The 12,587-nt window shown below is 65.1% G+C and carries 11 protein-coding genes; 5 read left to right on the forward strand and 6 right to left on the reverse strand.

What is annotated here, in order from left to right:
- Window positions 1–104: 104 nt before the first annotated feature.
- The 3 genes from MU553_RS11395 to pepF all read right to left on the reverse strand — a co-directional run bounded on the left by MU553_RS11395 (window position 105) and on the right by pepF (window position 4,385).
- Window positions 105–1,172 (reverse strand): ATP-binding protein, encoded by a 1,068-nt coding sequence (locus tag MU553_RS11395; protein ID WP_247376752.1) that lies wholly within the window; start codon window positions 1,170–1,172, stop codon window positions 105–107.
- A 70-nt stretch (window positions 1,173–1,242) separates the two neighbouring features.
- Complete coding sequence (pan2, locus tag MU553_RS11400; protein WP_247376750.1) at window positions 1,243–2,463, reverse strand: proteasome-activating nucleotidase Pan2; 1,221 nt, start codon at window positions 2,461–2,463, stop codon at window positions 1,243–1,245.
- Window positions 2,464–2,594: 131 nt separating this feature from the next.
- Window positions 2,595–4,385, reverse strand: a complete 1,791-nt coding sequence (gene pepF / locus MU553_RS11405; protein WP_247376748.1) for an oligoendopeptidase F — start codon at window positions 4,383–4,385, stop codon at window positions 2,595–2,597.
- A gap of 731 nt (window positions 4,386–5,116) precedes the next feature.
- On the opposite strand from pepF, the gene aceA reads away from it, so the two are divergent.
- Together aceA and aceB are read left to right on the forward strand one after the other, a co-directional pair.
- Window positions 5,117–6,187, forward strand: coding sequence for an isocitrate lyase (gene aceA, locus MU553_RS11410; protein ID WP_247376746.1), 1,071 nt, complete (start codon window positions 5,117–5,119; stop codon window positions 6,185–6,187).
- A 199-nt stretch (window positions 6,188–6,386) separates the two neighbouring features.
- On the forward strand, window positions 6,387–7,688 hold the full coding sequence (aceB, locus tag MU553_RS11415) for a malate synthase AceB (protein ID WP_247377557.1): 1,302 nt from the start codon (window positions 6,387–6,389) through the stop codon (window positions 7,686–7,688).
- A 22-nt stretch (window positions 7,689–7,710) separates the two neighbouring features.
- On the opposite strand, the gene MU553_RS11420 is transcribed toward aceB, so the two are convergent.
- On the reverse strand, window positions 7,711–8,100 hold the full coding sequence (locus tag MU553_RS11420; protein ID WP_247376744.1) for a hypothetical protein: 390 nt from the start codon (window positions 8,098–8,100) through the stop codon (window positions 7,711–7,713).
- Window positions 8,101–8,237: 137 nt separating this feature from the next.
- Between MU553_RS11420 and MU553_RS11425 the strand changes: the two genes are divergently transcribed.
- A complete protein-coding gene (locus tag MU553_RS11425; RefSeq protein WP_247376742.1) occupies window positions 8,238–8,906 on the forward strand; it encodes a potassium channel family protein in 669 nt (222 codons plus the stop codon).
- Window positions 8,907–9,054: 148 nt separating this feature from the next.
- Here MU553_RS11425 and MU553_RS11430 read toward each other — a convergent pair whose 3' ends face one another.
- Window positions 9,055–10,449, reverse strand: a complete 1,395-nt coding sequence (locus MU553_RS11430) for a glycosyltransferase family 2 protein (protein WP_247376739.1) — start codon at window positions 10,447–10,449, stop codon at window positions 9,055–9,057.
- 179 nt (window positions 10,450–10,628) lie between these two features.
- Between MU553_RS11430 and MU553_RS11435 the strand changes: the two genes are divergently transcribed.
- Both MU553_RS11435 and MU553_RS11440 read left to right on the forward strand, forming a co-directional pair.
- Entirely contained in the window at window positions 10,629–11,711 is a 1,083-nt protein-coding gene (locus tag MU553_RS11435; protein WP_247376737.1) for a putative sulfate/molybdate transporter, read from the forward strand.
- A gap of 122 nt (window positions 11,712–11,833) precedes the next feature.
- Window positions 11,834–12,319 carry a DUF7384 family protein gene (locus MU553_RS11440; RefSeq protein ID WP_247376735.1) on the forward strand — a complete coding sequence of 162 codons (486 nt, stop codon included), beginning with the start codon at window positions 11,834–11,836 and terminating at the stop codon, window positions 12,317–12,319.
- Between the two features lie 18 nt (window positions 12,320–12,337).
- Here MU553_RS11440 and MU553_RS11445 read toward each other — a convergent pair whose 3' ends face one another.
- A complete protein-coding gene (locus tag MU553_RS11445) occupies window positions 12,338–12,511 on the reverse strand; it encodes a hypothetical protein (RefSeq protein WP_247376733.1) in 174 nt (57 codons plus the stop codon).
- Window positions 12,512–12,587 lie beyond the last annotated feature (76 nt).

Consider the following 12,587-nt stretch of genomic DNA (forward strand, 5'->3'; position numbering starts at 1 on the left):
GGAAGTTCGTCGAAATCGACACCGAGTACACGCTTGAGAGAGCGGCAAGCGAACCCCCTCACTTCACCTCGAATCGTCTCTCCTTCGTGCGGTTTCGGGACTGGCTATTCACTTTCACCGAGGGTCGCCCTGGTCACGCCGGTAATCTCGAAGCGTGCGCCGTCGTCGTCCGTGACGTCGACCGTCCAGCCGTGGACGCTGGCGACCTTCTCGACGATAGCCAGGCCGTAGCCGGTCCCGGTGTCGGGTGCGGTCGTGTAGCCGGCCTCGAAGACGGATTCGGCGGCGGCCGGATCGATACCTGGGCCGTCGTCGGCGACGGCGAACCCGGTGATCTCGCCATCGTCGGGCGACGCGATGGGTTCGACGCTGATCGTGACGTCGTCCCCGCCGTGGTCCACCGCGTTGACGAACAGGTTTTCGAGGAGTTGCAGGAGCAGTTGCTCGTCGGCGACGATCACGGGGAGGGAACCGATCTCCAGCGTCGCACTCGCAGTCTCGACGTGTTGCCAGGCGGTGTCGCTGCACACGTCGAGGTCGACGGCCCGGACGTCGGTCGGTTCGTTGCCCTGGGCGAGGACGAGCGCGTCGTCGATCATGGCGTCGATGCGGTCGAGCGACCGGACCAGCGCCGCCACGTTTTCGGCGTCGTCGCCGTCGGCGTCGAGCAGCGAGGCGCGCATCTGGGCGGCGTTGAGCGGGTTCCTGATGTCGTGTGCGAGAATGCCGGTCAGCAGTTCCAGTTCGTCGGTGTACTCGCGGAGCTCGATCTCGGCGAGTTTCCGCTCTGTGATGTCGAAGTGCATCACGAGCAGGTGCTCGCCGGCGTCGAACGTGAGCGCGCGTAGCTGGAACCATCGTTGCTCGCCGTCCGGGTCGTGGCAGGGGTACTCGTAGGTGAAGACGTCGCGGTCCGCGTCGAGAACGTCGCGCAGACCGGCCACGACGGCGGACGCGTCCTCGTCGTCGGTCCGGTCACACACGTCGAGGTAGTTACAGCCGACGCTCGTCGGGTCCTGCAGCCCGTTCTCGGACCCGAACCGCTCCCAGGCATCGTTCGTCCGCAGGATGACGCCCTCCGCGTCCAGGACCGCTGTCTGTGTCGGCAGGGCGTCGAACGCACCTCGAGCGAGACCCGCCTCATCAGCCGGCACCTCTGCCCTGCGTCGCATACGGACACTGGGCGCTCGACGGGTATAACTTCGCTGGCCCGATTTTCAGCGGCAAAAACAGAAGCGTTCGTCAGTAGAAGGCGATGGGGCCGGTCTCCTCGCCGTCCGTGTCGGTGATCTTCTCCAGGGCGTCCTCGAAGTCCTCGGTGGTCACCGTCGTCCGTTCGTCCCGGATCGCGAACATCCCGGCCTCCGTGGCCAGGCTGGCGAGTTCTGCCCCGCTGAAATCGTCCGTCTGGTCGGCGATCGCCCCGAGTCCGATGTCGTCCGCCAGGCTCATGTCCTGGGTGTGGATCTCGAGAATGCGCTCGCGACCCTCGCGGTCGGGGTTCGGCACTTCGATGAGGCGGTCGAATCGACCGGGCCGGAGGATGGCGCGGTCGAGCATGTCGAAGCGGTTGGTGGCGGCGATGATGCGGATCTCGCCGCGATCCTCGAAGCCGTCCATCTCAGAGAGCAGTTGCATCATCGTCCGCTGGACCTCCGCGTCGCCCGAGGTCTTGGACTCGGTGCGCTTGGCCGCGATGGCGTCGATCTCGTCGATGAAGATGATCGCGGGCTCGTGCTCGGACGCCAGCTCGAAGAGGTCGCGCACCAGGCGTGCGCCCTCGCCGATGAACTTCTGGACGAGTTCCGAGCCGGCCATCTTGATGAAGGTGGCGTCGGTCTCGTTCGCGACGGCCTTGGCGAGCATCGTCTTCCCGGTGCCCGGCGGGCCGTGCAGGAGGACGCCGCTCGGCGGATCGATGCCGACTTCGGCGAACTGTTCGGCGTTGATCAGCGGTTCCTCGACGGCTTCGCGCACTTCGCGCGTCTGTTCTTCGAGGCCGCCGATGTCGTCGTAGGTGACCTCCGGCGAGCTGTTGACTTGCATCGCCTGGGCGCGCGCGTCGGTCTCGGCCTCCAGCAGCGTCTGGACGGAAAACGAGTCGTTGATGGCGACCCGATCGCCGGCCTCCAGCTCCTCGCGCAGCTGCGGCGACACCTCCGTGAGGACCTCCTGGTTGTTGCCGTGTTGTTTGACGACGACGCCCTCGTCTGTGAGTTCTTCCGCCGTGGCGATGTACAGCGACGACGTTTTGAGCGTCTCGTTTTCCCGCTCCAGTTGGTCGACCTGGTCGCGAAGGTCGTCGCGACGGCTCTCTGCAGCGTCGAGCTGATCGGTCAGCTCGTCGTTCACCTGTTCTAACTTGAGGAAGTGCTCCCGTAACGCCTCCAGCCGCTCGGCCGGAGACATCTCCGGATCGAGGTCCAGCCGCGGCCGGTCCGGGAGCGACGGACTCCGGGACATCTGACTATCTCCACTTGTTGTTACTCGTAAAAGGGCCTTTGGGTCGCGGCCAAGTTCCGTCCCCGAAAATCAGGCAACAGCGAACGGCTCGCGGCCGACTCCTACCGGCCGCCAACGGGGCAGAGACCCCTTCAAGTGAGCGAGGCGAACTCGTCGAGGTACTCGGCGTAGACGTCGAGCGCCGCCTCGACCGGTTCGGGCGAGGCCATGTCGACGCCGGCGTGCTTGAGCAGTTCGAGCGGGTACTCCCGTGAACCTTTCTCCAGGAACTCGACGTATCGCTCGGCGGCCGGTTCGCCTTCGTCCAGGATGCCGTCCACGAGCGCGACGGCGGCACTGATGCCCGTCGCGTACTGGTAGACGTAGAACGCACGGTAGAAGTGCGGGATTCGCATCCACTCGCGCGCGATACGATCGTCGACGGCAGCCGGTTCGTAGTAGTCCGACTTCAGATCGAGGTACAGTTCGTCGAGTCGGTCTGGCGTCAGCGCCTCGCCCGACTCCGAGAGTTCGTGGGTGCGGTGCTCGAACTCGGCGAACATGGTCTGGCGATACAGCGTCGACCGGAACCGTTCGAGGTACTGGTTGAGGACGTGGCGGCGCAGTCGCTCGTCCTCGACCGTCTCGAGCAGGTGGTGGGTGAGGAGCGTCTCGTTGACCGTCGAGGCGACCTCGGCCACGAAGATCTCGTAGTCGCTGTACACGTAGGGCTGCTCCTCGCTCGTGAGCTGTGAATGGAGGGAGTGGCCGAGTTCGTGGGCCAGCGTGTACATCGACTCGACGTCGTCCTGGTAGTTCATCAGGATGTACGGCTGGGAGTCGTACGTTCCGCCCGAGTACGCACCGGACTGCTTGCCCTTGGTCTCGTAGACGTCCACCCACCGCGAGTCGAGTCCCTCGGCGAGTCGGGACTGGTACTCCTCCCCGAGCGGGGCGACCGCGTCGACGACGTACTCACACGCGTCCTCGTAGGGGATTTCCGGGCTCTCCTCCTGAACGAGTGGAACGTAGAGGTCCCACATCCGGAGTTCCTCGCCGTCGACGGCGTCGCGCTTGAGTTCGGCGTGCCGGTGGAGTTTGTCGAGGTTGTCCCGAACGGTGTCGACGAGGTTGTCGTACACCTCGGCCGGGACGTTCGGCCCGTCGAGCGCGGCCTCGCGAGCGGTGTCGTAGTTGCGCGCCCGGGCCAGTTTGCTGTCGGTCTTGACGCTGTTCTTGTAGGCCGAACCGACGGCGTTTCTCACGTTCTCCCACTCGTCGTAGAACGCCTCGTAGACCGTCTGGCGGAACTGACGGTTGGGGTTTTTCTGGAGCGTCGTGAAGTTGTTGAGCGTGATGCGCCGGGACTCGCCGTCGGGGTCCTCGACCGCGGGGAACTCCATGTCCGCGTTGGCGAGCATGTTGTACACCTCGCCCGGTGCGCCGGTGACCTCGCCCAGTTCGGCCAGGAGGTTCTCGATCTCGGCCGAGCGGGTGTGTGCTTTCATCCGCAGCACGTCGTCGAAGTAGTGATCGTAGAGTTCGAGGTCCGGCTCCGCCTCGACGAACTGGTCGATTTCCTCGCGGCTGCAGTTCTGAATCTCGGGGACGATGAACGACGCCGCGCTCTGGGCGTCCGACGACAGGGATTGTGCGCGCGCGAGCAGCGCCTGGTACTGGCCGTCGGTCGTGTCCTCGTCGCGGCGCATGCGGGCGTAGGACGCCACGTTCGAGACCGTGCGCATGATCTCCTCGCGCAGTTCCAGGACAGCGAGCAACGTCGACGCGTCCTCCGTGACGCGACCCTCGTACGCTCGCAGGTCTTCGAGCTGCTCCTCGACCGCCTCGTAGGCCTCCTCCCACGCCTCGTCGTCGGCATAGAGATCCTCGAGGTCCCACTTGTACTCCTCGTCGATGTCGCTCCGTTCGGGAACCGAACTCATAGACCGAGCTAGGGAAGACTGCGAGGTAAGCCTTCCTTCGCCGGCAGTCCAGCCACCGACGGGATCACGTCGGGCCGTGGTACTCTGTTCTCCTCACCCGGACGATCGCGACGTCCCCGAACCGGTAATCAGCGTCCTGCAGCACAAGATACTTAATCCAGACGGACGAAGCCTCTGGCAGGCACCGATTGACGGTGCCACCCCTTTCCCCCACCCCCCACCCCCACCTTTTTACTTTCCACGACTGCCAGCGGGCGCTCCGGTGAGTCGAATCGCCACCGACCCCAGCGAGTCCCGAGCCCCCAGAAACCGTGCTAGAGAACACCAATCCCTTATATTCGTTATCTCGGTTTAGGTCCAGTAATCGGATTAAAGAGTATTAACATTATAGACCATAACATTTTTTTACTGATGTATGTTTGTGGGAGATGCGTACGAACAGAAACCGCGAAACGCTGACGGATTCACATGGGACTAACTACCAACCCGGACGACCAGAAGATGTCACTCGTCGGTGACAAGCGGCCGCGTGGAGCGGCCGGCGTCACGCTGGATGGGAGCGCACGGGCGTCGTCCGGCTTTACAGCAGACAGGCGGTTCGATTCTGACGGAGAGGACAGTCGCCGTCCAGCGGGTTTCTCGCGGTTCACGAACCATGCGAACACTCGCCACTGGCGAGTCGATTCGATAGACATAAACCGACTCTACGGAAGTATCCAACTGCATTAATCATGACACAGGACTCATCAGGGGAAGACCCCGTTGCGAGCAACGTTAAGAGCACAGAGCCGTACATCAAGGACGTCGACAACAAGAAAGCGCGCGAACTGCGCGACATGCTGAACAACCAGGACTACGTCTTCGCACCTGGTCTCTACCACGCGCTCGACGCCCGCCTGGCCGAGATGGCCGGTCTGGACGCCGCGTACATGTCGGGGTACTCGACGGTGCTGGGCCAGTTCGGCTTCCCGGACCTCGAGATGGTCGACATGCGCGAGATGGTCGAGAACGCAAAGCGCATCGTCGAGTCGACGGAACTCCCCGTCATCGCGGACTGTGACACCGGCTACGGTGGCATCCACAACGTCCGCCGCGCAGTGCGAGAGTACGAGAAAGTCGGCGTTGCAGCGGTCCACATCGAGGACCAGACCACGCCGAAGCGCTGTGGTCACATCGCAGGCAAGAAGATCGTCTCCCGCGAGGACGCCAAGGCCCGCTTCGAGGCCGCCGTCGACGCGAAGCAGGACGAGGACACGGTCATCATCGCCCGGACGGACGCGTACGGCTCGTCCAACGGTGACTGGGAAGAGCACCTCGAGCGCGGTCGGATGTACGCCGACGCCGGCGTCGACCTGGTCTGGCCCGAGATGCCCGACCCGTCCCGCGAGGACGCCGTCAACTACGCCGAGACCATCCACGAGACCCACCCCGACCTGAAGCTGGCGTTCAACTACTCCAGCTCCTTCGCGTGGTCCGAGGAAGAAGACCCGCTCACGTTCCAGGAACTGGGCGACCTCGGCTACAAGTACCAGTTCATCACGCTGTACGCCCTGCACTCGGGCGCACACGCCGTCTACGAGGACATGAAGAACATCGCCGAGAACGACGAGGAAGCACAGTGGGACCTCGAAGGCCGCTACCTGGGCCACGAGACCGAGAGTCACCACCAGCTGTCCTTCGTCCCGCGCTTCCAGAACATCGAGGCCAAGTTCGACCCCGAGGCCAAGAAGCGCCAGGAGGAGTCCGCCGGCTTCACCGACGAAGGCGACGCAGTGATTCAGTCCGAGCAGAACGACGACTGATCGGGTTTCCCGCGACCGAAGTGAGTGGGTGCTCGGAAGTCGCGCGAAGCGCGTCTTCCGGTGACTCGTAAACCGACTTTTCTTTCGCGGCGCGAACGCCCAGTTACTACTGTAGGCCGCTTTTGCGGCCGCTCGCGGATGGATTCGGTCACCTTTAATAATGGTGGAGTAAACCCTACGAGTGACTACAATGACTGCAATCGACAAGCGTCTGCACGACCGAAAGTTCGTGCGGACCTTCTTCACGACGCCGACGGCAGAGAGCGGTGCAGACGACTCCGCGAAGAAGCTGCGGAGCGCCATCGAACTCCGCGGCATGCAGGCCCCCGACGTGTGGGTCCCGGACAACGAGGACGCCACCGCGCCGAACATGCGCGACGAGGGTGCCGAGAACATCGCCGAAGTCGTCGCCGAGAAGGGTGACGACTTCCCCGGCGAGATCCACCCCCGCGTCGTCTGGCACCGCGACAGCCCCGAGACGCGCTACAAGGGCTTCCAGCACATGCTCGAGATCGCCGACCCCGAGAACGGCGCCGTCGAGAACATCGACGGGTTCGTCATCCCGGAAGTCGGCGACATCGACGACTGGAAGAAGGCAGACGAGTTCATCACCATCGTCGAGAACGAGTACGACCTCGAAGAGGGCTCGCTCGCGATGAGCGTCATCATCGAGTCCGGCTCCGCGGAACTGGCCATGGGCAAGCTCCGCGAGGAGATGGGCAAGGCCGACAACAACCTCGAGCGTCTGTTCCTGCTCGTCGACGGTGAAGTCGACTACACGAAGGACATGCGCGCCATCACGCCGACCGGCGCGCTCCCCGAGTGGAAGGAACTGCGCCACAACACCTCCCGCGCCGCGAGTGCGGCCGGCTGCATCGCCGTGGACGGTCCGTTCGACGACATCCGCGACGTCGAGGGCTACCACGACCGCATCACCGCCAACAACGCGATGGGGATGCTCGGCATCTGGTCGCTGACCCCCGGACAGGTCGTCGAGGCCAACCAGAGCCCGCTCCCGCCGCAGGACGGCTACTGGACCATCGAAGCCGACGGTCGCACGGTCGAACTCACCGAGGAAGACGGCGTCCAGGTCTACAACGGCGACCGCATCGAACTCGAGAAAGAGGGCGACACCTACGAACTCGAGATCGGCAGCGAGGAACTCCAGCTCAGCGAGGAAGAACTCGTCGAAGAGCTCGTCGACCTCACGGCCTACGTCCCGAGCATGGACGACATCGTCGACTCCATGGAGGAGTTCGAGGCAGCGAAGGAAGCCGGCAAGGGCGCGATCGCGATGACCCGCGCGACGACCGTCAGCATCGACGGCGTCGAGATCGACATCAGCAGCGACCGCATGTGGGACGAAGCGACCTACCAGGCGATGATGGCACCCGTCGCCCTGTTCCAGGACGTCTACGAGAACCGTCCGGACCAGCACGACGACCTCGCGGAACTCTACAGCGAGGACGTCGTCGAGCGCGCGATGGAAGTCGGCAACTAAGCGACTCAGTACACGTCTTTTTTCAGAGCCACCCCGAGAGGTCAGCCGCCGGTCCGTCCGCCGCGAAGGGCGTCTCGTCGACGTGCACGGGCTCGAACCCGTCCTGATCGGCGAGCAACGACGCGGCCCCGGCGCGCGTCGCAGTGCCGGCGTCGACGACGCCCCACGGCGGCCAGAACGCGACGTACACGTAGCTACCGCCGGTGCTGTCCCACCGGACGTACAGGTCGGCCTCGTCCTCGGGTGCGACCAGACAGATCGACCCGTCCGTGACGGCGAGGACCTCCAGATAGTCCTGCACGTCGAGCGGCGGGGCGTCCCGACTGTCGTCGAGCGCCGTCCAGAGGAGGCGACAGGGCCGGCTGTCGGAGTGCTGAAACAGAACCTCACGGATCGCATCCCGAGCGGCCATGAGTATGAGTAACGCGGCCACAGTCCATAAGCATCCGGGTCGGGCCACAGCACCGCTCTCGCAGGAGCCTCGTCGGTCCACGGGGAATCGATGCCACCAGGGGTAGTGTTTTTACGTGTGATGGCATACCACATACCATGAAGTTCGTCATCGTCGGTTTCGGCCGAGTCGGGATGCGCACCGCACGGACGCTCAAGTCGGAGGGCCACGAGGTGGTTCTCGTCGAGGTCGACCCCGACAAAATAGACCGCGCGAAGGCGGAGGGGTTCGAGGTTATCGAGGGCGACGGGTCGAACGAGGACGACCTCACGGACGCCGGCCTCGGCGACGCCGACGCGGTCGCGGCGCTCACGGGCGACCTCAACACCAACTTCAGCGCGTGTATGGTCGGCAAGCACCACGGCTGTCGCACCGTGTTGCGCATCGACGAGGACTATCGCGAGGAGATCTACGAAAAGTACGCCGAGGACGTCGACGAGATCGTCTACCCGGAGCGACTCGGCGCTGCGGGCGCGAAGACGGCGCTGCTCGGCGGCAATTTCAACGTGCTCGCGGACATCACCGAACGGCTCTCGGCGGCGACGGTGAAGATTCCAGCGGGTGCCCCGGTCGTCGGCGAGCGCGTCGTCGCCCTCGAACTCCCGGGCGACGCCCGCATCTACGCGCACGGGCGGGCAAACGAGCCGATGACGATTCCGCTCCCGCAGACGGAAATCGAAGCCGGCGACAGCGTCGCGATCATCGCACACCCGGATTCGCTGGCAGGCGTCAGAGAGCAACTGCGCGGCGAAGCCGCGGCTGCGTGACCTGAACGGACGATAGGAAAGGGTGGGGTGGGGTCAACAGTGTCCGGGCGCGCCGGGAGGATGGGAGACTGAGGCCGTCTGCTGCGCGCCCGTACTCCAGCAGACGGGAGGAAGCCACTTAAAATCGCGTCAGACAACCGTCATACCGTCAGTCAGAGGGTGACTCTGCGCTCTTGTTGCTGTTGTTCGCGCCGGCCTGCGAGTCGACGCGAGCCGTCGTCACGTAGACGCTCGGCCGACCGAACACGACCTCGTCCATGAACGAGACGACGTACACGACGCTCTGGAGCGCCAGATAGAACCAGAGGGTCGCCGGCGCGAGGTACTCGCGCCAGTCGTGGGAGAACCCGTCGCGGTAGTCCTGAACGAACACGCATCCGACCGCGAGGGCCGGCGTCACCGCCAGCAGTCGCCACAGCCACTCGCCGTAGGGCAGGTACGTGTCCGTGTTGACGCCGAACAGTTCCAGTCCGAGTATCGGGATCGTAAAGGCGACGAACACCGGAACGAGCGCGTAGAAGAACGTGAATGCCGAGTCGAGGCGAGCGATCGTGGAGACGTTTTCGCTGCGCGGGAGCCGAGTCAGGTACCGGAACGCGACCTGCATCCAGCCGCGCGCCCAGCGCTTGCGCTGGCTCCACCACGACTGGAGCGTCGCGGGGTTCTCCTCGAAGGTGACGATCGAGGGGTCCACGTGGAGGCGTTTGCCGTGCTCGTGGATCTTCGACGACATGTCGATGTCCTCGACCAGCACGTCCTCGTCGAAGTCGCCGAGTTCGTCGAACAGTGTCGCGCGGAAAAAGGCCTGCCCGCCGCCGAAGATGGTGAAGCCGCCGAACACTTCGCGCGCGAACAGATCGCCTTTCTCCGCGATGTGGCGTTCGACGGTCGCGTGCAGCGACAGCAGCGAGTCCTCGGCGTTGTCCCCGTAGCAGCGTCCCTTCACGCACCAGATGTCGTCGTCCTGCTGGAACCAGGCGACGGCGCGGCGGATCGCGTCGGGCTTGAACCGGTGATCCGCGTCGATGCTGGCGATGATCTCGCCAGTGGCGTACTGCAGCGCGTAGTTGGTCGCCTTGGCCTTGCCACCGCCGGGCTCGTCGCGCTCGACGGCGACGAAGCGATCGTCGTCTGCGGCGGCCGCCTTACAGATGGCTTCGGTGTCGTCGACGGAGTCGGCCTCGTAACAGAGGACGATCTCCAGTTTCTCGGCGGGGTACTCGAGGTTCCGACAGGCGTCGATGGTGGCCGGAAGGACCGCGGCCTCGTTGTACGCCGGGATGACGACGCTGACGTCCGGGAGTTCCGCCTGGCGGTCGAGTTCCGGTGTCGCTGGCTGCGCGAACGCTAACACTGCCGAGAGCAGTGCGCGACCGGTGAGTCCGAGGAGCGCAACGAGCAGCACGGTCGTCAACACTCGGATCCACGACGGCGCGAAAACCGCCGGCACGTATAACAGCCCCATGATACAGAGCGTCGCGGCGAGGTATCGGACCCCCTCCCGTATCGAGAACTGTTGGCTCTCTGCTGTCTCCACTTCCATGACCATTAGTGTATAGGTTATAGACAAGTATCTGGTGATTTAGGGAATCCATACCATCAGTATGTGGTTCCTTGGCAACGGAGACCGTTACAGCAGCTGAGACAGTTACGAGGGCGAGAGTCAGTAACCGCACGCAGTTACTGCGAAGATTGATTGCCGACGGTCACGATCCCACGAACGTGGCCGTCACGTCCCGCTTCGACTTCGATGGCAGGCTCGAACTGTCCCTCGGCGAGGTGACCGGTGCGCTAGGTGATTCAGTTACCGTCCTGCCGATCGTCGTCGCACTCGGGACGCTCACTCCGGTGTCGATCGCACACGTCTTTCTGTTCTTCGGGCTGTTCCAGATCGTCTGGGGAGTCCGGTACGGGCTTCCGCTGTCGGTCGAGCCGATGAAAGCGCTCGCGGGGCTGGCGATCGCCGGTGCGCTCACCTACGGCGAACTCGTCGCGGCCGGGTTGCTCGCGGGGACCGTTCTCCTGGTCGTCGGTGCGACCGGGACGCTCGGCTACGTCGAGCGCTACGTCGGCCAACCGGTGATCCGCGGCGTGCAACTGGCCGTCGCGCTCCTGCTCGTGGAAGCCGGCCTCGACCTCTCGATGGGACGGCCGTCGATGGCCGTCGCCGGCGGCGCCATCGCCGTCGTCATCGCTGCCGTCGGGTACTGGCGGTTCGCCGGCCTGGCCGTCCTCGGCGTCGGCACGCTCTGGACGCTAGTCGTCGCACCCCTGCCGGCGCTCTCGCTCCCGACCCTGACTGTGTTTCCGACGGGCGACCCCGCGTTCACGGTCGGGGCGGTCGAGGGAACGCTCGCGCAGCTCGCGATGACTGTCGGGAACGCGGCGGTCGCCACGTCGCTGTTGCTCGGCGACTTCTTCGACGCCGACGTGTCGGCCGACCGGCTCTGCCGGAGCATGGGCACGATGACACTCGCGGCCGTCCCGCTCGGTGGGTTCCCCATGTGTCACGGCAGCGGCGGGCTCGCCGGCAAGTACGCCTTCGGCGCGCGAACCGGCGGGGCGAACGTCGTCCTCGGCGTGCTGTACCTGGGCGCGGCCCTCGTCGCGGGTCTGTGGCTCGGCTTCCCGCTGGCGATGCTCGGTGCCCTGCTGTTCGTCGTCGCCGCGCAACTGGGCCGGGTCGCGGCCGACACCGACCACCCGGTGTTGGTCGGCGCCATCGGCGTCCTCGCGGTCGTGACCAACGTCGGCGTCGCCTTCCTCGGCGGCCTGGCCTACTGGCTCGTCACACAGCGCGCCTGACCGGTGGACTTTCCACCGTCCCGGCCGTCTCCCGACCATGACCTGGGCGGCACTGTTCGAGCGTGCGATCGACTACGAAACCGACGTCGAGACCATCCAGCAGGCGCTCGCGGAGCGACGCGATGACTGAGACGCCGCCGGACCCGAACCCGGCGCGGTTCGTCGCCGACGCCGACGTGCTGGCCGCGGACCTCCTCGTCGGCGGTCCCGCCCGCGAGGCGCTCGACCTGGCACGCGACCACTCCTGGGTGACGCTCGTCGCCAGCGACGCGCTCCTCGACGACGCCGCGGCGGTCATCGCACAGTGTTCGACGCCCAACCTGGCCGCCGACTGGCGCGAGCACGTCGAGACGCTCCGCGAGCCGGTCGACCAGCCCGAGGGCGACCATCCGGCGTTGGCCTCAGCCTACAACGGGGACGCGGTCCACCTGCTCTCGTTCGACGACCGCCTCGGCAGCGCGCAAGCCGGCGCGAGCCTCCGGAAACACATGGACGTCAGCGTTCGCGAACCGCGGGCGTTCGTGACGTTGTTCGATCCCGAGTCGCTGTACGAGGTAGTGGTCGGCGGTGAGTACCCCGGTCCGGACCAGGACGCCCGCGGAAACTGAGTTTCGTACTCGCCCGGGCTACTGCGGCCATTCGACGGCGACGAGCGCGTGCCCCGTGTCTTCCTGATGGACGGTAGCGATCGCCTCGATTTCGGCGCGGCCGATGGCCGTCTGTTCGAGAGTGCAGTCCTCGCACTGCACGAGGAACTGCTTCGATTCCTCTTTGTCCGAAGCCGGTTCACTCGTGGCCATATCGCTTGCTCACCGTCGTCTCCCTTGAGAGATGGCCCAAAAGGATTAGGCTCAGTCGACGGCCACGGACGAACCG

This window comes from Halorientalis brevis (genome assembly GCF_023077655.1).